Annotated in this window: 24 protein-coding genes; 14 read left to right on the top strand and 10 right to left on the bottom strand. The window is 45.7% G+C overall.

Annotated features, from left to right (window positions below; all coding sequences use genetic code 11):
- The 7 genes from KVT36_RS30725 to KVT36_RS33045 form a co-directional block, all read left to right on the top strand.
- Window positions 1–479, top strand: a 479-nt coding sequence (locus tag KVT36_RS30725; protein ID WP_217607250.1) for a hypothetical protein, incomplete at its 5' end; no start/stop codon positions are given.
- A gap of 9 nt (window positions 480–488) precedes the next feature.
- On the top strand, window positions 489–647 hold the full coding sequence (locus KVT36_RS30720; protein ID WP_217607249.1) for a hypothetical protein: 159 nt from the start codon (window positions 489–491) through the stop codon (window positions 645–647).
- Between the two features lie 172 nt (window positions 648–819).
- Complete coding sequence (locus KVT36_RS30715; RefSeq protein ID WP_217607248.1) at window positions 820–1,164, top strand: hypothetical protein; 345 nt, start codon at window positions 820–822, stop codon at window positions 1,162–1,164.
- On the top strand, window positions 1,157–1,429 hold the full coding sequence (locus KVT36_RS30710) for a hypothetical protein (RefSeq protein ID WP_217607247.1): 273 nt from the start codon (window positions 1,157–1,159) through the stop codon (window positions 1,427–1,429). The genes KVT36_RS30715 and KVT36_RS30710 overlap by 8 nt, the downstream gene beginning before the upstream one ends.
- A 388-nt stretch (window positions 1,430–1,817) precedes the next feature.
- Complete coding sequence (locus KVT36_RS30705; RefSeq protein WP_217607246.1) at window positions 1,818–2,318, top strand: hypothetical protein; 501 nt, start codon at window positions 1,818–1,820, stop codon at window positions 2,316–2,318.
- Complete coding sequence (locus tag KVT36_RS30700; protein WP_217607245.1) at window positions 2,248–2,532, top strand: hypothetical protein; 285 nt, start codon at window positions 2,248–2,250, stop codon at window positions 2,530–2,532. Before KVT36_RS30705 ends, KVT36_RS30700 begins: the two co-directional genes overlap by 71 nt.
- Window positions 2,533–2,625: 93 nt before the next feature.
- A complete protein-coding gene (locus KVT36_RS33045; RefSeq protein ID WP_256449984.1) occupies window positions 2,626–2,760 on the top strand; it encodes a hypothetical protein in 135 nt (44 codons plus the stop codon).
- A 444-nt stretch (window positions 2,761–3,204) separates the two neighbouring features.
- Here the strand turns inward: KVT36_RS33045 and KVT36_RS30695 are convergent, their stop codons facing one another.
- The gene (locus KVT36_RS30695) at window positions 3,205–3,612 is read right to left on the bottom strand and encodes a hypothetical protein (RefSeq protein WP_217607244.1); all 408 of its coding nucleotides are present in this window, start codon (window positions 3,610–3,612) and stop codon (window positions 3,205–3,207) included.
- A gap of 59 nt (window positions 3,613–3,671) precedes the next feature.
- Here KVT36_RS30695 and KVT36_RS30690 point away from each other — a divergent pair, with 59 nt between their 5' ends.
- A complete protein-coding gene (locus KVT36_RS30690) occupies window positions 3,672–4,022 on the top strand; it encodes a VOC family protein (protein ID WP_217607243.1) in 351 nt (116 codons plus the stop codon).
- A gap of 2 nt (window positions 4,023–4,024) precedes the next feature.
- Here the strand turns inward: KVT36_RS30690 and KVT36_RS30685 are convergent, their stop codons facing one another.
- The 8 genes from KVT36_RS30685 to KVT36_RS30650 all read right to left on the bottom strand — a co-directional run bounded on the left by KVT36_RS30685 (window position 4,025) and on the right by KVT36_RS30650 (window position 10,530).
- Entirely contained in the window at window positions 4,025–4,336 is a 312-nt protein-coding gene (locus tag KVT36_RS30685; RefSeq protein WP_217607242.1) for a hypothetical protein, read from the bottom strand.
- 15 nt (window positions 4,337–4,351) lie between these two features.
- Window positions 4,352–5,191: a ribose-phosphate diphosphokinase gene (gene prs / locus KVT36_RS30680; protein ID WP_217607241.1), complete on the bottom strand. Its 840-nt coding sequence runs from the start codon at window positions 5,189–5,191 to the stop codon at window positions 4,352–4,354.
- Window positions 5,154–5,585, bottom strand: a complete 432-nt coding sequence (locus KVT36_RS30675) for a nucleoside 2-deoxyribosyltransferase domain-containing protein (RefSeq protein ID WP_217607240.1) — start codon at window positions 5,583–5,585, stop codon at window positions 5,154–5,156. Before KVT36_RS30675 ends, prs begins: the two co-directional genes overlap by 38 nt.
- Before the next feature lie 9 nt (window positions 5,586–5,594).
- Window positions 5,595–6,137, bottom strand: coding sequence for an RNA 2'-phosphotransferase (locus KVT36_RS30670; RefSeq protein WP_217607239.1), 543 nt, complete (start codon window positions 6,135–6,137; stop codon window positions 5,595–5,597).
- A gap of 1 nt (window position 6,138) precedes the next feature.
- The gene (locus tag KVT36_RS30665) at window positions 6,139–6,684 is read right to left on the bottom strand and encodes an NADAR family protein (protein WP_217607238.1); all 546 of its coding nucleotides are present in this window, start codon (window positions 6,682–6,684) and stop codon (window positions 6,139–6,141) included.
- Window positions 6,685–6,708: 24 nt separating this feature from the next.
- A complete protein-coding gene (locus KVT36_RS30660) occupies window positions 6,709–8,247 on the bottom strand; it encodes a nicotinate phosphoribosyltransferase (protein ID WP_217607237.1) in 1,539 nt (512 codons plus the stop codon).
- 2 nt (window positions 8,248–8,249) lie between these two features.
- Window positions 8,250–8,930: an NUDIX domain-containing protein gene (locus KVT36_RS30655; RefSeq protein ID WP_217607236.1), complete on the bottom strand. Its 681-nt coding sequence runs from the start codon at window positions 8,928–8,930 to the stop codon at window positions 8,250–8,252.
- A gap of 832 nt (window positions 8,931–9,762) precedes the next feature.
- On the bottom strand, window positions 9,763–10,530 hold the full coding sequence (locus KVT36_RS30650) for a hypothetical protein (protein ID WP_254640273.1): 768 nt from the start codon (window positions 10,528–10,530) through the stop codon (window positions 9,763–9,765).
- A 280-nt stretch (window positions 10,531–10,810) separates the two neighbouring features.
- Here KVT36_RS30650 and KVT36_RS30645 point away from each other — a divergent pair, with 280 nt between their 5' ends.
- From KVT36_RS30645 to KVT36_RS30625, 5 genes are all read left to right on the top strand, one after another.
- Window positions 10,811–11,680 (top strand): hypothetical protein, encoded by an 870-nt coding sequence (locus KVT36_RS30645; RefSeq protein ID WP_217607235.1) that lies wholly within the window; start codon window positions 10,811–10,813, stop codon window positions 11,678–11,680.
- Window positions 11,681–11,684: 4 nt separating this feature from the next.
- Window positions 11,685–15,017 carry a TonB-dependent receptor gene (locus KVT36_RS30640; protein WP_254640272.1) on the top strand — a complete coding sequence of 1,111 codons (3,333 nt, stop codon included), beginning with the start codon at window positions 11,685–11,687 and terminating at the stop codon, window positions 15,015–15,017.
- Window positions 15,018–15,042: 25 nt separating this feature from the next.
- On the top strand, window positions 15,043–16,578 hold the full coding sequence (locus KVT36_RS30635) for a RagB/SusD family nutrient uptake outer membrane protein (RefSeq protein ID WP_217607234.1): 1,536 nt from the start codon (window positions 15,043–15,045) through the stop codon (window positions 16,576–16,578).
- A gap of 181 nt (window positions 16,579–16,759) precedes the next feature.
- The gene (locus KVT36_RS30630; RefSeq protein WP_217607233.1) at window positions 16,760–19,405 is read left to right on the top strand and encodes a glycosyl hydrolase; all 2,646 of its coding nucleotides are present in this window, start codon (window positions 16,760–16,762) and stop codon (window positions 19,403–19,405) included.
- A 245-nt stretch (window positions 19,406–19,650) separates the two neighbouring features.
- Window positions 19,651–20,181 carry an ORF6N domain-containing protein gene (locus KVT36_RS30625; protein ID WP_217607232.1) on the top strand — a complete coding sequence of 177 codons (531 nt, stop codon included), beginning with the start codon at window positions 19,651–19,653 and terminating at the stop codon, window positions 20,179–20,181.
- Between the two features lie 83 nt (window positions 20,182–20,264).
- On the opposite strand, the gene KVT36_RS30620 is transcribed toward KVT36_RS30625, so the two are convergent.
- A complete protein-coding gene (locus tag KVT36_RS30620) occupies window positions 20,265–20,894 on the bottom strand; it encodes a DUF4159 domain-containing protein (protein WP_217607231.1) in 630 nt (209 codons plus the stop codon).
- 284 nt (window positions 20,895–21,178) lie between these two features.
- Between KVT36_RS30620 and KVT36_RS30615 the strand changes: the two genes are divergently transcribed.
- Window positions 21,179–21,722 (top strand): MoxR family ATPase (locus tag KVT36_RS30615; RefSeq protein ID WP_217607230.1); only part of this gene is annotated, 544 nt, incomplete at its 3' end.

Genomic DNA, 21,722 nt, shown 5'->3' with positions numbered 1-21,722 from the left:
CACAACTGGACACCTGCATAAAAAGTAGAGCCTCCCTCTTCAAGAAAAAAACATGTACTTGCTCGTGGGGATACGATTATGGTGTATTTGAATTTCTAAGTATTGGCAAAAGGGGTATAATACCTAAAAGAATAGTTTTTGTCCCTACTGAATATGCTGATGTTTATAACCTGATGCTTGGAGATATTGACATGAATGGAGAAATCAATGATGTTTCCATTAGTGCTAATGGTGATAGGAACAAAATATTATCTACTGTTGCTCATGTGGTAGAGGTTTATTTAAAAGCATATCCACAAAGATGGGTCTATTTTACAGGTAGTACAAAGGAAAGAACAAGGCTTTATAGAATGGCAATAGGAATTAATCTGGAACAACTTTTATTAAAGTTTGAGATATATTCTAGGATTGATAATGAAATTATTCCATTTCATAAAAACATGGAATTGGATGGTTTTTTAGTAAGGATTAATTTGTAATTTAACATCATGGAAAAGAAAATAATAAAATTCACCAGTGAGATTTCCAAAAAGGAAATAACCTTGACTGTCGATGAAAGATTGAATAGCATTGATGAAAAAAAGGTTGCTCCAAGAAAGCTGGCAGAAGTTAATGAAGCATTAAAAGGGGTAAAGCTGCCAAGATAATATCGTTGTAATAAAAGTTTTAAAGCCATCTGATTTATTTCAGGTGGCTTTTTGCATTTATAGCCTTTTCAATGCTTATATAAGTTAAAGGTTGCTGAATAAGCAGCCTTTTATCTTTTAATACAATTTGGTTACCCACCTTACCTTAATATTAAAACATAAAAGGACACATATGAATAATAACAATGATCGAGACTTTTTTGGATTAAAGGACAGCAGGCATGTCAAAAAACACCTGGAATCTATAAGCCATTTTGTTGACTTTACAGATCTCACTGGCGCAAAAGAGGAGCTACTGGATATGCTTTATGCAGCCATGAATAGTGAGTATGTAAATGACATGGGGACAGAAGGTAGAAGTGATTTAATGTGCCTTTACACAAATCTTTTGAATTTAATTGAGGCAGTACACTGGCTGGCACCTCCTATACTGGAAAAATTTGAATATCCATTACCACCAGGGCTAAGGAAAGAATGCCCTTATTGTTCAAGTAAAATAGATTTGAAATATGACTAAAAACAATTCGCAGCCTGTAAATATGCTGCATGATCTGCACACCAATTTTTCCCAGTTTCCTTTAAATTTCAGGGAATTAGTTATGGAAGAATGCAAATGGAGCTGTCCAACATATTACAGAAAAATAAGAGCTGTAGACAAGCCTGATGAAAATAGGAAGGATGGTTTTATACCAGCACTTTCCAATGCTGAAAAGGAGGGGATTTTAAGAATGGCGAATATTGCAGTTGAACAGCTAAAAGTTTCTCTGGATAAGTACCAGTAACCTCCTACAGACTTCATAAGAAGCAGGAATAAAAGTTTTTATAAATCAATTTGGGTCACATTTTGGGTATCATCTTATTTGGAGTAACTTTGTTGTATAATTTCATGAATATTTTGTATGCTTGTAATTAATTAGTTATGAATATTTCAGAATGCTTAGCAGGCTGTACTCATAATCAGGGGGTCCCAGGATCATGCCCTGGTGGGACCACTTAAATTGCGAAAGCGCTGATTTTATCGGCGCTTTTTCTTTTTGCAGATGGGTGGTTACGCTGCTTTCCGCAGATCCTATCTACCTAAAAAGGGATATATTGATCTACCTATTTTCCGGTATATGATGCAGCTATTGAATACCCTAATTTTGCATCGTCAGATAAACTATCAGAACTATGCCTTTTCAATTTTGTAACCCGATCCTAATTGCTGCTATTTCATTGTTACTTGCGGCCAACAGCCAGGCTCAGAGTAAATTTGACAGCAAACTGCTGACGAACGGAAAATATACATTGGCCTGCTATACCGTAAATGGTGGCAGCGAGTCGGCGATCGGTACTTTCACGATCGGTGTTAATACCACAAATGATAAGCTGTCACTGACCACCATCACGGCCCTTTCCGGGCTGGAGGAATGGAAAGATACCAGCATATCAGATCTGAGCACCTTCAAACCCATCTACCGCGCATCCCACAATAGCATGAAAGATATGGTGCTGCACTTTGGAAAAGATGTTACCGGGTATTATGTTGATAAGAAAACAGGTAAGAAGAACCAGGTCAAAGAAGCCGGTGACCAGTATTTCGTAGACAGCTATACCTACCATGAAAATGGTGAAAGGCGGCAATGCTGTTATTTCCGGACAGGTATTTGCCCGCGACTTCAGCGAGGGTAACAAGATGGAGGTGATGAATATCCAGGCCAAACAGGTAGCTGCCCGTGGTACACAGGTGGTGCTGATCCCGTACAACGACTACTTTAAAGAATGGATTAAGGTGAATGAGGCCCAACGGAAAAAGGCAGGGAAGGCATTGCCATTTCAGATGATGCAGCCCAGTGCATCAAAAGTATCAGCGTTTATGATGATGCCGGACACTTTGAATTTGTGAGCCTTATGCCGGGAGAGTACCTGCTGTACACCGAATTCAGATTTGAACATGCTTATACCCAGAAGGAAGTAGTCAGATCACTACATTAATGGAATGTTCCAGGGTACCACGGCCAATACCGTGAACAGGGATTACAGCGTGGGTAACAGTGCCACCGTGAAGAAGGTGGTAACCGTGAGTAAAGCTGGGGAAAAGGTGGAGGTGAAGCTGAAGAAAACGCATGCGTGAGGATAGATGAACTAACGGGGCCGCTTGCAGGGATGGTATGCGGCTTTTTTTTGCGTGGCCTGACGGAATTTAGTGAACGGCTGAGAAAGATGCAAGCCGATGGCAGATTTCATAGGAATATATAGGGGAGAATATAATTTTAAATGTAGTCTTTAACATCCGCTGCGTTTATATGTTAAGTTTATTACTCCCTCCAATTAGCTTTATCCCTAAGCATTACTGTCTGCCTAAATTCATCAAAGTCTGCATAAAAATTGGTAATGGGCCATCGTGAATCGTTTTCCTGGCTGCCTTTCCAGGTAAGATGTACTACCGCAAACTGAAAATCAGTTGCAGGATGATGTATGGCAAATAGTACATCGTCATTATTACTGCACCGGCCTAGCGCACTGTATTTATAGGTTGTTAGTATATGAGATAGTGTAGAAGGGACAGTGCTGGTTCCTATTTCCGCAGCCAGTTATTTTCCAATAATATCTTTTGCGTCACGGAGATACTTTCCCAGGGTTCTTCCAAAAAGTCAGGGTTTCCCTGGCCTTCAAAATAATCGGCCATAATATGCTGGTACACACCAAGTATATCTGAAGTTATTTCATTCGGAAATTCTGGTAGATCGACTATCGAAAAGCCACCGATGGGATATACAAAGCACCCATTTGAAAGCTGCAGATTCAAATGTAAAGAAACCAGTTGTTCCGTGTACTTACCCTCACTTTCCTGAAAGATACTGCGGAAGGGGGAATAAGCATTGGTAGGGATGAGCGTACCACCAATAACGCCCATTGATGCATCAATAATGCGGAGTGTTACTGTTCCAATAAGCACTTCCTGTGCATAAAAGTTCGCTTCCATGAAAGTAATTGCCGGGTTGAGTTGGATAATATAATTTTACAAAAACATTCATCCCACATATGCCATCCATCTCCCTGATCGTAATTAAAACCAACCAGCTACAGGAACAGGCTGCATTTTATACGAAGCTGGGCTTCACACTTGACTATCATAAACATGGTAATGGGCCCTATCATTATGCCAGCACAGGCAGCCAACCGGTACTGGAAATATATCCCTTGCCTAAAGGTGTAATAACACCGGACAACACTACCAGATTAGGATTTGCAGTTGAACAATTAGATATTTTGATCAAAGAACTCCGGGAGCAAGGCACTACCATAGTAGCTGCACCTGCAAAAACTGAATGGGGATATACGGCCATTGTACAAGACCTGGACGGAAGAAAGATAGAACTAACGGAACATTAAAGTTATTCCGAAGAAGGTGGCCTTTTGTTACCACAAGCTGCACAAAACGAAGCCAGTGGTGTTCTATAGGGCTTACCGCATTTTTCACAAGGCGGTCCGTATTGTGCAATCCGATGATGCATGACGGCATTCGGTATTGTTTTGGTAAATCCCGTTACCTCCTCATAATAATCCATTAATTCTTTAAAGCGTTCTTCGTATGTACCCTCTTTTGATTTGATGCCTTTACCATAAAGCTCATAAGCCTTTTTATATTCGGCTTCGTCAAGCATTGGTAACTCCATTCTGCAACGCCAACACCAGAGAATTTTCATCGTCTTTTATTTAACTTACAAATACTTCTCCACCTCTACACACTCCACTCCTTCCACCTTCCTGAAAGAATCCGTTGTATACACCGCATCTACAAACTCAATCTTAGTCCCTTTACTAAAGATCCCGTGGCTTACAATTAAATTCACTTTCACCGCGCCTTTCTCTTTCAGCATTTTTGCAGTACCGGCAAACGTGCCACCACCGTCGCAGATATCGTCTACAATAAAACAGGTTTGTCCCTGCAGGTTGTCGGTAGTGGTTTTGAAGTTAGTGAGCGCGCCGGTTTTTACATCCCGCTCTTTCATGCATTCTACTACGTTATCTGTTTGCAGGAACTGCGCCAGCTTGTGGATCTTTTTCAGTGCGCCGGCATCGGGGGAAACCAGGCAGTAGACAGTAGTGGGGTATTTCTGGAAATAATCTGCCAGTGCATCTTTTACAAACTGGTGATTAGTCACCGCATAGGAACGATTAATCAGCGCGGTGGCTACTTCCGAATGCGGATCAAATATTTTGACCTTTTTAAACTGCGCCTGGTTCAGTATAGCAGCAATGATCTTTAAGGAGAACGGCTCTCCATCCAGCATCACACGGTCCATGCGGGCCGCCATGAGGTAAGAGACATAGAGCTCCACCGTTTCAAATTCCAGGTAGTCCAGCGTGTTTTTAATGAACAGCGTCAGCATCAGGTCATTGGCATTGTCAATGCGGGTAATGAGCTGTACCGGCTCCTGGCGGCTAATGCCCTGCAGGCTATTCATATCTATTTTGATGTGGGGCTGCCCATCGGGAAATACCATTGTCTTGAAACGGATATCAGATCTTTCCGGGTAAATGAGATTGAGTGTGCTCATAATATTTTGCTGTTATTATTGAAATAATATCTTCTATAGTGGTAACCTGCGGTATGCCGAACCGCTCACAAACAATATCTACATTGCCTTTGCGCCAGAAACCTTCCGGGCAGCAAACGATCAGCTTTTCAGAACGGGCATGCAAACCCAATTCCAGTAAGGTAATGGGTGATTGGGTGCCGGGAAGGGAATTAAATGCAGGGCTGGTTATTTCCTGTTTCCACGAGCTGTCCCAGTCATCCCGCCTGGGGTTATACAAAATAATATTTTCATCGTCCCGGAAGGCATTGCCTACCTGCTGCTGCCAGTTGACAGCGCAACCCATTTCAATGCTGCCTGCCAGGAATACACTGTAGGTACCAGGTAATAAGGGATGTGGTGATTGAATGATCATACATGCACATTAAAATTCAATGTATTTAGCCGGTACAGCGTCTGCAAGCCATACACCGTTTTCTGAAAGGTAGAAGACTAAACCATCCCGGAACATTTGGCCGCTGCGTACGGTCAGGATCACCGGCACACCGCGGCGGCTGCCTACTTTCTCTGCTGTTGCTCTCTCCTTACTGAGGTGTACATGCTGCCGGCTCATTTTCAATAATCCTTCCTGCTGAATGTTGCTCAGAAATTTGGCCACGGTGCCGTGGTATAACACTTCCGGCGGTTCCTGTGCCACCAGGTTTAATTCCACATTTATGGAATGCCCCTGGTTGGCTCTTATCCTGGTATGATCTTCATTAAAGGCAAAACGCTGCTTATCATTTCCGGCTACTACCATTTCCAGTGTAGCCTTATCAAATACCTGCCGGTGTGCGGCTGCTTTCGTGATCAGTTCCATTACATCTGTCCAGCCGTTTTCATCCAGCTGCAAACCAATGGTTTCCGGGCTATGCCGGAGTATGAGGCTTAAGAATTTGCTGATGTTTTTAATTTGTTTCTCGTCCATGTTATTTGAGTTTATCGCGCACTTCCATCAGGACGTAGCCTAACAAATTCTCACCCTTCCATAATAAAGGGTTAGTTATGTCTGCACGGTCTGTTGCCATACCAATACCCCATATCGTATCTACGGGACTGGCTTCGACCAGTACGCGGTCGCCAGTATTGAGCAGGAAGGTTTTTAGATCTTTATGCTGTGAAAACTTATGCTGGTTACCGGTAACGACTATATTAAATTTCTGTTCATCCCAAATGGAAGGTTCAAAGGTTTTGATCTCACGCCCCAATTGCTTTACCGCTCCGGGCGTATCAGCCTGCAGTATCTTTTCAATGATGGAGGTATCGTTGAACAAGCGGGCTTTCCCGGCCATCATCCAATGTTCTGCGGTGGGATAGGTAATACCATCTACCTTAAATGGCGCCATCCACCATTGACTGAAACATGTCTTTGTAATAGTGCCATCCTTTGATGGCTGATGCCCCCAGAAGAAAATATATTTTAGTTGTTCTCCTGTGTTGTATTTATCCCTTAACCAATCATTGTTATATTTCATGGGGTGTAAAATTTACAGCCGCTATCAATTATTAACTCCAGCTCCTTCAGTCTTATGGGCCGGTACAGCATTATTGTTCTCATTTTCTTCCAGCCTTCCTTTTAAACGTTCCCTGATCTCAGCCAGTGTCCAGTCTACCACTACTTTACCATCTTTGAACACGGTTTTTAATTCACCCTGTGCTTCTTCTGCCCAGGTGCACTGGTCTTTTACTTCCAGCTTACCCGTGATGGTGTTGCGGTATACCTGCATTAAACCTTTGGCTGATTTCTTGGTACCGTCGTCAGTTTTAGGATCTTTAAATATATCCCTGCCCACGCCATTTACCTCACCATAGGTAGCTTTCATGGCAAAGCCAAATGTATCGCGGGTTACATATTCATATGTGTAAGAGCCAATGCCTAATACTACGTTGTAGCTGGCAAAGCCTTTTTGTTTCAGTCCTTCCAGTATGTCCAGCTGACGTTCAGTGGTAATGCTATCGCCATAGATAAGCCCAATGTGGCCATCCAGCAGCTTGTAACCCTGCTCTGTAATAATACCGCCAAAGGTTTCCCACATACATTCAATAGCGCCTTTGTAAGCGGGGCTGCCTACGGGAGCATCCATATCGCCCACAATAATTTTTACCGGGTCGCCGCTGTCGGGGCGGATCACTACCTTACCATTACGGGCCAGGATCCTGCTTTTGAGCGCGGGTAAAAACTCTGTGATCACCTGCCAGAAATCCCAGGTATCGCTTACAATAGATACAATGCCTGCGGGATAAACCTCGCTGATAAGCCGTTCAAAGGTTTTGATCTCATCATCCTGCGTACCCATACACATTACGCTGTGTTCTGTTGCGGGTACAGAACCGCCGATCAGCTCTTTCTCACAATTGGCATTGTAATAAGTTTCCAGGAAATCAATAGCTGGAATGGTATCAGTGCCTGCAAAAGATAACAGGTGACCGGCGCCGCTGATCAGCGCATCTTCCACTCCGCTCATACCACGGAAAGAGAAGTCGTGCCCCTGCCAGGGTATAAAGCTCAGGTCATTGCCTACGGTTTCTTTTGCATACCTGGTAAACGTTTTCAGGTATTGGAAAGCCGTGGTGGCAGAGGTACAGGGTTTCCATAGAATGGCGCTGAGAATAGTTTCCAGCATATTGGTGAGCCAGAAAAATTCCGGGATGGTATTCTTAATGGTAAAGATGGGCACACGCATGGGCACCAGGGTACCTTCCGGCAGGGCTTTAATTTCCAGTGGCAGGTAACCCAGGTCATGCAGGGCTGCTATGTGATCATAGGTAATACTGTCCTTGCCCAGGTAATTATCCATACGGCGGGCATATTGTTTCAGCACCTGCTCTTTAGGCTGACTGAAAAAAGATTCATTGAACTCACGTATCAGGTATTCCTTAATAAAATATTGCAAACCAAAAAACACGATCTCCTGTACATCACCGTTCCTGGATTTGCGCGGTGTAAGGTTAGAGTACACCAGGCTGGTACCTTCGGGATATTGGAATTTGTGGCCTACTTTGTAGCCGTCTTTTAAGAGGATGGGATTGATACGCATAGTTAGCTAATATTAAGTTGGAAATTATTTTGTTTTAGTTTCTTATTGAACTTGAATAACTCGGGCCGGCGGTTCTGTGAGCCTTCGCGTTTAATGCCGGTATTGATCACATATTCTGCATCCAGGATCTTACGGCTGAAATTCCTGCGGTCTATTTCAACGCCCAGTATGCATTCATATAATTCATGCAGCTCTGACATGGTAAACATTTCATCCAGCAGCTGAAAACCTACAGGGAAATACTGGATCTTGGCCTGCAGGCGCTGTAAGGCTTTAGTAAAGATCTCTTTGTGGTCAAAGCCCAGGGCCGGGATCTTTTTTACCGGGAACCATTGTACATCATTCGCCATTTTACCGGCAGCTACTGCAAACTTCTTTGGGTTAATGAGCGCATAGTGTGCTACTGAGATCACACGCCCACGCGGGTCACGGTCCGGCGCATCAAAGGAGTACAGCTGCTCCAGGTATACATTATCCATACCCAGCTTGGTTTGTAATATGCGGGAACAGAGTTGCTGAAAACTTTCCTCCATCTGTAAAAAGGCGCCGGGTAAGGTCCAGCGGTCTTTAAAAGGCTCCTCATTCCTGTTCAGCAACAGCACGGATAATGTTTTCTCATGATAACCAAATACTACCAGGTCCACAGCCAGGGCAGGATTCTTATATGCGGAGAAAGCTTTCATTCTTTTTGTTTGTGTTAATTTGACACAAAGAAAGGAAGTTATTTTTATTTGTACAAATTTTTCCAGGGATTTTATTAAAATAGGTACTTATACGTAACCGTTAGTACCGGTCCAAAAGGCCGCCGGAAAGCGCTAACATATTAAGAAAGATAGGGTTAATTGTAATAACAACATAGTGCTGGCCGGATGGTTAGGGCCACGAACTTTCTTTTAAAGCGGGAGGTGTATCCGGGCTGCGATTGGGTGGCAGGTGGGATACGACGGAGATGTGCCTGAGTTACAGCTACATGCCATAAGAGGAGCACCCGGATTGAATCCGGACAGTAGCTGGGATGCATAAGAGATGAACCTGCACTGTACCTGGAATGCATCTGGAGTTTACCAGGGATGCACCTGGGCTACATATAGGCTGCGCCGGGGTAATACACGGATCGCACCCGGGTTGTAATGCCATGATACTCAAATATCAGATGGACATAACGTGGATTTGATGTGGACTTGACGTGGACTTGATCTGCAGTTGTTGCTGATTTTCATCGAGTTAAGAAAATTCAAAAAACAGCTGTTTAATGGGTAAAACAGTGGCTAAAGGAAAGGGCGATGCATGGATGTTTAGAGGGATAAAATGGTGGCATTTAGCAACGAACGAAGGCACTAATATGCTGAAAGGCAAGCGCTAGCTAACAGGGAACTGAATGTAATAACGTGGGCAGGCGTTTGGATTAAAAGATACGGGGAAGAACAAGACTACCAATCACCAGAATAAAAATAGACTGTACCTTAATGATACAGTCTATTGCAAATAAAACGAGATCTTATTAATACATCAGCTTTAATTCCGGAAAAAGCTCCCGGCTGTTCCCGTTTGCTCTACCCAAATACCGGAGCTGGCCTGCAGCTTATATTCGCTTAAACCCACTTCCTTTCCATCAGGCGCCCAATCGTAGGTATAACCCAAACGGGTCCAGGGATAATAATAATCCGTATTGGAGCTTAATGGCCGGTAGTAAGAATAAATAATATTATCATCGAACCAGGTAGCATACGCCGGTGAAACACCATTCACCAGCACCGCACCGGTAGTAGTGGTATTAATAGCAGGATTGCCGGCGGGGCGCACCAGCTTATCGGCCGGCACCCACATTTGCGAGATGTGTGTGTTACTGCGGTCATTGGCAGGCGGTAATCCCAGCAGCTGGCAGATACGCATAATAGTATCAGATCCGGGCTTGAAAGCCGCTGCCAGCCTGCGTTTCATTTGTGCCGGTATAAACACCCAGGCATCGCCCCAGGTATTGGTAATAGAATCGCCGGCCGGGTAGCTGGATGGGTACTTCATAAAAGTGGCCATCAGTACATATTGTTTGCCATGGATGGTTTTCCATTGCAGGTTGGGATTGTCGGCCGTAATGGGCCATAAAGTGTCTACTACTTCTGAATTGTCAGCTATGGTTGCATCCGTAATGGAGTTAGCGTACAGCTGATCTACGGTGTACTGGGGCGCTGGTACATCATCATCTTTTTTACAGGCTACAAATAAAGAACTAACAGCAAGAGCCATGCAGATCATGGATCCGGAACGCGGGAAAAAAGTTTTCATAGTGGTTTTCTTTTGGTTATTCGGTTATAAGAGATCGGCTAAGTACGTAATTTTCAGCGATATACACAACTTTTTCCACACACCGCAGCCCGCTTCATAACGTAAGCATAACAATTGCATAATGCTCACTTAACCATTCCATAATAGTGGATGATTCTCTTTGCAAACGCTTTAGGGTAAAGAGGGATCCAATCGTACACTTTTAATTACGGACAACCACATCATCGATACCTGTTGCTTACAGGATCAACTGCCATGCATATAAATCAAAGGTGAGCATATGAAACTAATTGTCGCTGTCGTGATCCTCTCCGGTGGATTATTGTCTTTTTTTCGTGCGAATGTAGGTGTGAAAATTCAACACTCTTTAACAGTAGATTCCCTGGGAGCCTGCCAGGGTGCTCACTATGAGCAGGGTAAGCTATACCTGTACGGCGACCGTGAAACGGGCATGATGCGGGAGTATATACCGGGTACAGATTCGCTGTTATACACCGGCCGTGAATACGCGTTCACAGAAAATGGAAAAGATGTGATCAACCATCCTACCGGTATTGCGCGCCATGGCGCACTGCCTGTTTTTATTGGCAACAGCATCCGCTTAAATAAAGATGGTACGGCCTGGAAAGCAGTGATCTACTGCATTAACTGGGAAGGGTTTTTACAAACACATACGCTGGACGGCAACATTAAAAAAGTAATAGACGATGATGCCTGCATACAGGGCACCCGTCCGGAGTACGTGGAGTACAATGGTCAATGGTATGTAGCCACTGCCGATTACGGTAACCATGGCAATGAAGTAAGATTATACCATCCCGGACGGCTGCAGAATGTATCCAACACAAAAGAAGATGGTGTGCTGTTTAAAAAATTCAGCTGCGGGCCCTGGGTGCAAAACCTGCATTGGATACCAGAAAAGAAAGTGCTGGTACTAATACAGAACCAGGTGGAGGGCCGTAAGTGGCGCTTTACTTTCGTGAACCTGGAAACCTCCATTGCTGCTGGTAAAGCAGACATTATTAAGGAAATAGATATTGATAAACCCGATGAGCTGGAAGGCTTCACTTTTTTAAACAGCAGCCAAACAGGGATCGCTGTTACCTCCTCCGCAAAGAACAATGCTCATTTTATAAATGTCAACTGGTAGAGTTATGCAAAGAACGTTACAAGATCTCAAACGTGGATGTAAGTTTGTATTGGCGGCATACGGCCTGATGGCTGTAATGCCCGCTGGTGCTGCCACAACAGGCAGGGAGTTAGCCATAGTATGGCAGCAGCCGGGCACCGTTGAAGTAAGCGGTACCATTACGGATGAAAAGAACCAACCCTTACCTGGTGTGAATGTAGTAGAAAAAGGTACCCGTAAGGGCACGGTTACTAATGGCAATGGCCAGTACACCCTACGCGTAAGCGCGGGCGCCACGCTGGCGTTTTCCTTTACCGGTTATATTCCGCAGGAGGTTGCTGCCAACCAATCTGTATTGAATATACTACTGCGCGAAGATGTAAAACAGCTGAACGAAGTAGTATCTGTAGGTTACCAGAAAATGCGCAAGAGCGATGTTACGGGTGCTATATCCAGTGTAAAGGCTAAAGAGCTGAACCTTACTACTCCCTCTGTAGGGCAGGCGCTGGTGGGTAAAGTGGCCGGTGTGCAGGTATCGCAGGTGAGCGGTGCGCCGTATATGAGCACCAAGATCCGTGTGCGTGGGGTTGGCTCTGTAAATGCCAGCTCTGACCCGCTGTACGTAATAGATGGTTACCCGGCCGGTAATGATGTATTCATCAACCCGAATGATATAGAATCCATCGACATTCTGAAAGTTGCTGCTTCTGCTGCAATTTCCGGTTCCCGGGCAGCCGGCGGCGAAGTGCTTATTACCACAAAACATGGAAAGGGTGGGAAGGGCCAGCTGCAATATGATTACCAGTTTGGCGTGAACCAGCTGAGTAAAAAAGTAGACCTGCTGGATGCCGATCAATTTGCGCAGCTGGTGATAGACGGCCGTAATAACACCTACCGCGACCTGGTTGTAAATGGCGGCGGCGCCTGGAATGATGCGATGTTCTCTGACGATAACGCTACCCGTGTTGCCAAAGTAGGTAATGCCAGCAGCGTAAGCATTCCTACTGAAATTTATGACCGTGTCAGCCAGAAAATGATCAAGCCGAAATATAATACAGACTGGCAGGATGAGCTTTACCGCAATGCGCCGGTACAGCGGCATAACCTGGCATTTTCCGGCGGCAAGAATGGCGTGCGTTATGCACTGAGCGGCGGTTACCAGGATCAGCAGGGCATTGTAGTAAGCACATATCAACGGAGGCTGAACCTGCGCGCCAATATAGATGCAGATGTAAGTGCAAAATTAAAAGTAGGCGCTAACCTGTCCTTCACTTCCAATGATAACCGGGAGATAGAAGAAGGCCGTTTTGATCATGGCCCTATCCTGGGCGCGTTAATATACATGCCTTACTTCCGTGCACGTAATGATGATGGCACCCTGCGTAAGAATGAAGCGGCCTCACAGTCGGCAGCATATGGTTACCAGACCATAGAAAACCCGGTAGCCATTGCAGAAGAAACCAACATTACCCGCAAAGGACGCCGTGCTACTTACAATGGTTTTGCAGTGTATGAAATTATTCCCGGCCTTAGTTTTAAAGCCAACCTGGGTTTACAAACCTATAATGAGAAGTACGAGTTTTACCGGCCCGGCAGCTTAAGCTCAGATGCTAACCCGCCTTACTCTCCCCAGGCGCTGGCAGCGGCCAGGGATACGGCCAGAACCTTATCTACCACCGACCAGCTGGGCGAGTTTACACTGAATTATAAAAAACAATCCGGCAAACATAATATTGATGTACTGGCAGGTTACACGGCACAACAGTATACCAGCGATGCAGTGAGCGTGCTGGCAAGAGGTTACCAGAACGACCGTATACAGGAGATCACCGGCAAGGGTGCAGACCCTACCAACTTTGCATTGAACCCGGCTACAGGCAAGGCTACCTGGACCATGCTCTCGTACCTGGCGCGCGTGGTGTACAATTATGAGAATAAATATTTCTTAACCGGCTCTTTCCGTACAGATGGCTCATCCCGTTTTGGACCGGCCAACCGCTGGGGTAATTTCCCCTCTGTATCTGCCGGCTGGAATATTTCAAAAGAGCAGTTCTATACCGACCTGGTAGGCACATCCAGCTCCCTGAAGCTGCGGGCCAGCTGGGGTTTGAGCGGTAATAACAACATTGGTAACTATAACTACCAGCAGGTAATGACCTCACCGGGCGGTGTAGTATATGGCAATGGCACTATTGCTACCGCCATATGGTCCGGCGATCTGCGGGATCAGAAACTGGGATGGGAATCAACCTCGCAATTCAACTTTGGTGCAGACCTGGGCCTGTTTAACGACCGTGTGTTTGTGATTGCCAACTACTACATCAGCCGGTCTTACAACCTGCTGTTTAACCAGTCTGTGTCCGCGGTGGCCGGCACAGCTTCCGTATTAACCAACCTGCGTAATTCCAAAGTGCAGAACAAGGGTTTTGATGTGCAGATAGACAGCAGGATCGTATCTACCAAAGATTTCAATTTTAACTTCAGCGGCAATATATCCGTGAACCGTAACAAGGTATTAGATATGGGCGGCGCCAGCACCATTATTACCAATGGTGCAGAGCGTTCTTATAAAACGCATATCACAGAAGAAGGGCAGCCGATTGGCATGTTCTACGGCTTTAAAGCAAAAGGCATGGTAAAGGAAAGTGATATGGCCAACATTGCGGCAGACGATGTTTTTTATAATTCTGCCACACAGTCGTTCCCGAAAGGGTATGTGCTGAAAGGGCCTGCCCGCTCCACTGCATCCAGCAATGGCTTAAAGCCCGGTGATCTTTATTTTGAAGATACCAATGGCGATGGTGTGGTAACGGATGCAGATAAAACAGTGATCGGATCTCCGTATCCTAAATTCATATATGGGTTCGGGTTAAACTTCAGCTACCGGTCTGTAGACCTGAGCGCTTCCTTTAACGGCTCTTATGGCAACCAGGTACTGGATGGGCAGGATTATTACCTGTTTAACATGGAGGGTTCCGGCAACCAGTATGCCAAGGTAGCTAACCGCTACCGTTCTGCAACAGAACCCGGTGATGGCAGCGTGTACCGCCCCTCCCGCGGTGGTACGCAAAGTAACAGCACCCGTCTTTCCACCTTCTATTTACAGGATGGTTCTTACTTCCGTTGTACCAACATAACCCTGGGCTATAACATTCCGCAGGTTTTGCTGAAACCCGTGAAAGGCTTAAGCAACATACGCGTGTATGCCAGCGTGGATAATGCTTTTACCATTACCAAATACCTGGGTTACAACCCGGAAGTGGATTATAACAACGGTGTAAACCTTACGCCCGGCGTGGATTACGGCATGTACCCCCTGGTACGCGCTTACAATTTTGGTGTGAAAGCTACATTCTGATAAGGACCTAAAAAATCAGCAAACAATGACTAAAAGATATTTCATAATAGGTTGTATAGCAGCTACCTCGTTACTGAGCGCCTGCAGCAAAACATTTTTGGAGCAAAGCAATCCCAATGCCATTCCTACTGCAGTGTACTATCAAACAGAAGGGGATATTGCGCTGGCAGTGAACGGGGTATACCAATCCCTGAGAACCGGCGACGGTATTGGTGAGAACAGCGGTTTATATACGGACGAACGTTCTGACGATGCGGGCCGTAACGATAACCAGTCGAACGCGGGAGAGCCTTTCCAGTTCAACGATTTTTCCCTGCTGCCCAGCAACACATACCTTAAAACGCACTGGCTGGCGCTGTTCCAGACCATTACCCGCTGTAACCAGGTATTGTCTAACATAGATAACATTACTTTCGGCAGCGCGGATACTAAAACACAGTACTCCGCAGAAACAAAATTCATACGCGCGCTTATTTATTTTCACCTGGTGCGCCAATGGGGCGATGTGCCTTTGGTAACCAAACAGCTTACCACGCTGGAAGAGGTAACAGCCAATACTTTTCGCGAAAAGAAAGAGAAAGTATATGAGCAGATAGTGGCTGACCTGAAAGATGCGCTGAACAGCCCTTTACCTAACCAGCAAACCGGCGCCAACAAAGGCCGCGTAAGCAAAGCTGCCGCCAATGCATTATTAGGCCAGGTATACCTGACCATGGCCACCACGCTGGATGCCGCCAGCCGTACGCAAAACCTGAACAATGCAAAAACCTACCTGGGCGCTGCCTGGGATATGCGCAGCTTCAGCGCATTAAAGGATATTCCTTATACAGATGTATTTGATGTAAATAAAAAATCAACCTGCCCGGAGCTGATCTTCCAGATCGTGAACAAACAGGGTGATATTAACTATTCATCGTCCATTGCTGCCAACAACCAGGCAAAAGGAGAAAAGGTTAACTCCCTGAAACCCTCTTCCAGCGTTGGCGGCAACGTAAAGCTGGACCTGGTGAAAGAGTATGAGGAAGGGGATCCGCGCAAAGATCTTTCCGTAAAATTTGCCAATGATGCTACAGTGAAAGACTGGTACATTACCAAGTTCAGGGACACCAGTGCAGTTGCCGGTACCAATGGTTACGGCGGCAATGACTGGATACTCATCCGGTATGCGGATGTAGCGCTAATGCTGGCAGAGGTGAATATGTACCTGGGCGATAATACCACCGCCATCACCTACCTGGATATGGTGCGTGAAAGGGCGGGTGTACCATTGTACAATGTGGTAAAGGCTGATCCTGACTACAGCAGTAAATTCCCTACGCTGAAACTGGCCATTTTGCATGAAAGACGCGTGGAGCTGGCATTTGAGCATCACCGCTGGTTTGACCTGCTGCGCTTTTTTACCATTGACGAGCTGGTGACCTATATACATGCCAAGAACCAGGCTGATTATGGCAAGGCCAAGATCTCCAACTTTGGTTTAAAGGACCTGTATTACCCTATTCCGTTTGATGAGTATAAGCTGGACCCGGTGAAGATGTACCAGAACCCGTATTACCAGTAAAAAGGAATGTAAAATGTAAAATTTTAAATACTAAATGTAAAAGTTAATGCCACGGTTAAAGTTTCACTGCATTCCAATTTTACACTTAGGATTTACATTTTTAAGGGGGATGTGGCGTACGCGCCGCTCCTCCTTTTTTCATTTCCCTTTCTCCGATTTTATTTTAATCTTTATACCTATTATGAAGAAGAACAGGGGACAATTTAGCATTATCTGCGCACTGCTTTTTTGCTACAGCAGCCTGCAGGCGCAGGATCAGTATGAGCTCAATACTGGCTGGCAATGTGCCAACATTGCCAAAGTTACAGACAAAGGCGAAGCGCTTTCCGACCCTACCCATACCTTAACCGGCTGGATGCCGGCCACTGTACCGGGTACCGTACTTACTACCTTATTAAATAACAAAGAGGTGCCGGATCCTTTTTACGGGATGAACAATGAAAAGATCCCGGACATTTTCCATACCGGCAACGACCACTATACTTATTGGTTTGTAAAAGATTTTGAAGAGGCATTACCAACGGCTGATGGCCAGGTGTGGCTGCACTTCCGCGGCGTGAATTACAGCAGTGATATTTTCCTGAATGGTAAAAAGGTGAACGCAGAAACCCATCATGGCATGTTCCTGCGCCAAACATATAACATTACCAGCCTGCTGGCCAAGGACGGGCATAACCGCCTGGCGGTGATCATTTACCCGGCGCCTTTTGCCGGTAACCCTAACGGGGGCCAGGGCGGCGATGGCACCATTGCCAAGAACGTAGCGCACCAATACACCGCAGGCTGGGACTGGATACAGCCCATCCGCGACCGCAACACCGGTATATGGGATAAAGTGACCATTGAAAGAACGGGTGTGGTGAATGTAAAGAACCCGCATGTTATTACACTGGTACCGGGCGTGCGTAAGCCGCAGGGCGTACAGGCGCCGGCTACCATACAGGTAGGTGCAGAGCTGGAAAATACTTCCGGTGAAGCTGTTAGCGGTACGCTTAAATATTCACTGGACGGCAAAACAACCGTTTCCCAGAAAGTAACGTTAGCGCCGCATGCCACCACCACCGTGAAGCTGCCGGATTATACCTTGCAAAAGCCGCGTCTGTGGTGGCCTAACGGTTATGGCCCGCAGGCCATGTATAAGCTGCAGCTGCAGTTTGTAACTGCCGCCAATACCATTAGCGATAAGGAAGATGTGGAAGTAGGCGTACGCGAAATACAAACTTCCTGGAATGCTGTTACCGGCAGCCGGCAGGTAGCAGTGAACGGGCAAAAGATCTTTATTAAAGGCGGTAACTGGATCATTTCTGATGCCATGCTGCGCTTTTCCAAAGAGCGTTATGATGCAGAGGTGCGTTTTCACCGCGACATGAATCTGAACCTCATCCGCATATGGGGCGGGGCCTTAACAGAGCGTCCTGAATTTTATGAGGCCTGTGATAAATACGGTATGCTGGTGTTCCAGGATTTCTGGTTTTCCGGCGACTGTAACGGCCGTTGGGTAGATCCCATGAAAAAGGAAGACCAGGCTACCCGCCGCAAATACCCGGATGATCATGGCCTGGCCATCCGTTCTGTAGCAGACCAGGTGAAAATGATCCGTAACTACGCCTCCCTGGCATTGTATTGCGGTGGTAACGAAATAGTGCCCCCGGCAGACATTCTGAAAGCCATGAAGGATTCTATTTTACCTTCCCTGGACGGCACACGTTATTTCTTTGACTACTCCAATTCGGATAGTATGTCGCACAACACGCTGGGCGGCAATGGCGACGGGCCTTACGGCATACAGTCCCTGGCTACTTTCTGGGCGCACAGGACCTTTCCGTTTAACTCAGAGATTGGTTCTGTAGGCGTGGGCGATTATGCTTCACTGGAAAGATTTATACCTAAGGAAAATATGATACCGCCGGTGTACAATGGAAGCAAAAAGCCAATGACGGAAGATTCCGTATGGCATTACCATAAATACATTGGGTATGATGAATACATTGATCCATATGGTAAAGCAAAAGATGCGAAGGATTTTGCCAACAAGGCGCAGCTGGTGAACTATGACCAGTACCGCGGTTTGATGGAAGGTTTCAGCGCACATATGTGGGAATGGTATACAGGTGTAATTATCTGGAAAACGCAAAACCCCTGGACGGCCATGCGCGGACAGATGTATGATTATTACCTGGATCCCAACGCCTGCCTGTACGGCCTGCACAACGGCAGCGAGCCGCTGCACGCCATGTATAACCCGGTTGATGGCATTGTAATGGTAGCTAATAATACGTTTACTGCTCATAACAACCTGCAGCTGGAAATACAGACCGTGGACATGAACGGCAGATCTGAAATGCTGCGCGAAATACCGGTAGAAATTAAAGCAACTACCACCAAGAAATTTGCAGCGCTGAAAGATGATATAGATGCAAAACGTAAAGGGCAGGGCACTTTCCTGCGCCTGCGCTTACTGGACGCCCATAAGAAAATAGTGAGCGAAAACTTTTACTGGCTGCCGGATGAAAAGGGAAACTACTCTGGTCTGCAGCAGATGGCGGATGCCAATGTGCAGGTAACGGCTAAACGGGCCGCTAAGGATAGCATCACCGTAACCCTTAGCAACCCTGCTAACGGACCGGTGGCTTTCTTTAACCGCGTAGCGGTGGTAGATGCAAAAACGAAGGAGCGCATTTTACCGGCGTTTTACAACGATAACTATGTTTCTGTAATGCCGGGCGAAAAGAAGATGGTAACCATCAGTTATCCGACGGCTAATAGTAATGTAGCGATAGAGCTGTACGGCTGGAATGTGAAGGAGCAGTATTTGAGTGTACAATAACATGGTATCGCAATTTGCGATACCATCCAGAAAGCATTTTAGTTGGCAGTATGCAGTTAGCAGTAAGGGGGAGATTCCCGGTTGCTAATGGCACACTGCCAATTTTTTTGCATCTAACTAACAAATAGGAGATCGAAAACGAGGTATCGCAATTTGCGATACCTCAAAAACCGCCAATTTTGTTAACTTCTGATTAATCCAAGAAATGAAGGACTGATTTTAAATTGCTGCCTTATTTGTTACCCATGAAACCTGATAACAGCAATATCATTTTACCGGACGAATTAGTAATAAGTAAGATATATTATATAAGAAACCATAAGGTTATGCTTGACAAAGACCTTGCTGAACTATATGATGTAAAGCCGACCCGGTTAAGAGAACAGGTAAAACGTAATATAGTAAGGTTTCCTGCAAACTTTATGTTTCAACTAACGGATGAGGAGGTGAAAAACATGGTATCGCAAAGTGCGATACCTTCCAGGAGGCATTTAGGAGGCACACTTCCATATGCCTTTACGGAGCATGGGGTGCTTATGTTAGCCAATGTGTTACGTAGTGAAAGGGCTATCCAGGTAAGCATCCGCATCATTGAAATTTTTGTCAAAATGCGGGAAATGCTTTCTTCTCATAAAGATGTCCTTTTAAAGTTAGAGCAACTGGAAAGGAAGGTTACCGGCCATGATGACGATATTCAACTTATTTTTAAATACCTGAAACAGTTATTGGCTCCGCCACAGGAACCGCGTCCAAAAATTGGGTTCAGATCAAGATAGTTGGTGGGTAGATCCCCGCTGGTACTATACACTGCTAACTTTTTCAAGGTATCGCAATTTGCGATACCTTGACCCTACCACTATTACACGCCCATTGCATACATAATAATATTCACCCCAAACCTGGTATTGTCCTCCGCCAGGAAACGTTTGTTCCGGAAATCATAAACCCACTCACAGCCATAATCCTTGTTACTATACAGTACGGCCATACGCCCGTTGATCTCAATAGCTTTCAGATAATCATGCACCAGGCCAGCGCCCCAGCCATTCAGCTCAAAAGAAGTGGTTGGCGGGCCTTTCTCAAATTGGAAAAATGAGTGGTAAATATCGTGGGTAGATGGGATCTTGCGTAAGGCGTCCGGTCCAAACAGGCTGCTCATCTGTGTTTCAAAAGATTTGGCAAACAGCCCGGCAATATCATGATTGCAGTCGTCTACAAAAATGAACCCGCCGTTCTGTACATATTTTTTAAAAAAGGCGCTCTCCTGCGCATCAAACTGCACCAGCTTATGGCCGCTCAGGTAACAGAAGGGTGCGTTGAACAGCTCATTGCTGCTAAGGTCAATTACTTTTTCCTGCGGATGTACGGGTATGGTGGTATATTCTATGAGGGAGTTTAACAGGTTGGCAGGCATACGCTGGTCTGTGTCCCAGTCGCCGGAACGGTAACGTAAGCGTGTGAAGGTGAATTTTGAATTGCGAATTGTCAATTACGAATTATGTAGTTCAGGAATGAAATGTTTCGTTAATCAGAAAGTTGCCAATTAAAATTACGAATTAAGTAGATCAGGAATAAAGTATTTCGTTAACCAGGGAAGAAATTTAGTGATGGCCAATTACCATTATTACCTGCCAGATCGCTAAACTCCATTCGTAATTCGTAATTGACAATTCGTAATTAGTATTCCCCGGTCTTCAATCGCTGCATGCTAATTCGCATTTCGTAATTGATAATTCGTAATTTAAACAATCATTCATCGATAACAAGCGGGCCATGTCGGATATTACAGCTAATACCGTGCAACAGTTACAACAGCAGCTGGCACAACTGAAACAGGAGATCCAGAAGATCATTATTGGGCAGGATGCCATTGTAGAAGAGATCCTGGTGGCATTGCTGGTCGGCGGTCACTGCTTGCTGGAAGGGGTGCCTGGCCTGGCCAAAACCCTGATGGTAAGAACGTTGTCGCAGGCACTGGACCTGGCTTTCCGCCGTATACAGTTTCCCCCGGACCTGATGCCCACGGACATTATTGGTACGGAAATACTGGAAGAGGACCATGCCACCGGCAAACGTTTCTTTAAGTTCAACCGCGGGCCATTGTTTGCCAATATTATCCTGGCAGATGAGATTAACCGTACTCCGCCTAAAACTCAATCCGCCCTGCTGGAAGCTATGCAGGAGTTTGAGATCACCTACGGCGGGCAAACCTACGTGCTGGACCGCCCCTTTTTCATACTCGCCACCCAAAACCCGATTGGGCAGGCCGGTACTTACCCGCTGCCGGGAGCCCAGCTGGACCGGTCCCTGTTATATA

This window comes from Chitinophaga sp. GbtcB8, from assembly GCF_019091455.1.
Taxonomy (GTDB): domain Bacteria; phylum Bacteroidota; class Bacteroidia; order Chitinophagales; family Chitinophagaceae; genus Chitinophaga.
The sequence above is the reverse complement of the archived record's forward strand: the minus strand, read 5'-3'. Positions and strand labels throughout refer to the sequence as shown.

What these genes read in the sequence shown, in the direction of transcription:
- KVT36_RS30715 (WP_217607248.1), top strand. Translation starts at nt 820, where the DNA reads ATGAATAATAACAATGATCGAGACTTTTTTGGATTAAAGGACAGCAGG.
- KVT36_RS30690 (WP_217607243.1), top strand. Translation starts at nt 3,672, where the DNA reads ATGCCATCCATCTCCCTGATCGTAATTAAAACCAACCAGCTACAGGAA.
- KVT36_RS30720 (WP_217607249.1), top strand. Translation starts at nt 489, where the DNA reads ATGGAAAAGAAAATAATAAAATTCACCAGTGAGATTTCCAAAAAGGAA.
- KVT36_RS30635 (WP_217607234.1), top strand. Translation starts at nt 15,043, where the DNA reads ATGACTAAAAGATATTTCATAATAGGTTGTATAGCAGCTACCTCGTTA.
- KVT36_RS30625 (WP_217607232.1), top strand. Translation starts at nt 19,651, where the DNA reads ATGAAACCTGATAACAGCAATATCATTTTACCGGACGAATTAGTAATA.
- KVT36_RS30700 (WP_217607245.1), top strand. Translation starts at nt 2,248, where the DNA reads ATGAAAATGGTGAAAGGCGGCAATGCTGTTATTTCCGGACAGGTATTT.
- KVT36_RS30670 (WP_217607239.1), bottom strand. Translation starts at nt 6,137, where the DNA reads ATGGACGAGAAACAAATTAAAAACATCAGCAAATTCTTAAGCCTCATA.
- KVT36_RS30640 (WP_254640272.1), top strand. Translation starts at nt 11,685, where the DNA reads ATGCAAAGAACGTTACAAGATCTCAAACGTGGATGTAAGTTTGTATTG.
- KVT36_RS30685 (WP_217607242.1), bottom strand. Translation starts at nt 4,336, where the DNA reads ATGAAAATTCTCTGGTGTTGGCGTTGCAGAATGGAGTTACCAATGCTT.
- KVT36_RS30705 (WP_217607246.1), top strand. Translation starts at nt 1,818, where the DNA reads ATGCCTTTTCAATTTTGTAACCCGATCCTAATTGCTGCTATTTCATTG.
- KVT36_RS30710 (WP_217607247.1), top strand. Translation starts at nt 1,157, where the DNA reads ATGACTAAAAACAATTCGCAGCCTGTAAATATGCTGCATGATCTGCAC.
- KVT36_RS30650 (WP_254640273.1), bottom strand. Translation starts at nt 10,530, where the DNA reads ATGAAAACTTTTTTCCCGCGTTCCGGATCCATGATCTGCATGGCTCTT.
- KVT36_RS30630 (WP_217607233.1), top strand. Translation starts at nt 16,760, where the DNA reads ATGAAGAAGAACAGGGGACAATTTAGCATTATCTGCGCACTGCTTTTT.
- prs (WP_217607241.1), bottom strand. Translation starts at nt 5,191, where the DNA reads ATGAGCACACTCAATCTCATTTACCCGGAAAGATCTGATATCCGTTTC.
- KVT36_RS30655 (WP_217607236.1), bottom strand. Translation starts at nt 8,930, where the DNA reads ATGAAAGCTTTCTCCGCATATAAGAATCCTGCCCTGGCTGTGGACCTG.
- KVT36_RS30695 (WP_217607244.1), bottom strand. Translation starts at nt 3,612, where the DNA reads ATGGAAGCGAACTTTTATGCACAGGAAGTGCTTATTGGAACAGTAACA.
- KVT36_RS30665 (WP_217607238.1), bottom strand. Translation starts at nt 6,684, where the DNA reads ATGAAATATAACAATGATTGGTTAAGGGATAAATACAACACAGGAGAA.
- KVT36_RS30675 (WP_217607240.1), bottom strand. Translation starts at nt 5,585, where the DNA reads ATGATCATTCAATCACCACATCCCTTATTACCTGGTACCTACAGTGTA.
- KVT36_RS30660 (WP_217607237.1), bottom strand. Translation starts at nt 8,247, where the DNA reads ATGCGTATCAATCCCATCCTCTTAAAAGACGGCTACAAAGTAGGCCAC.
- KVT36_RS30645 (WP_217607235.1), top strand. Translation starts at nt 10,811, where the DNA reads ATGAAACTAATTGTCGCTGTCGTGATCCTCTCCGGTGGATTATTGTCT.
- KVT36_RS33045 (WP_256449984.1), top strand. Translation starts at nt 2,626, where the DNA reads ATGTTCCAGGGTACCACGGCCAATACCGTGAACAGGGATTACAGCGTG.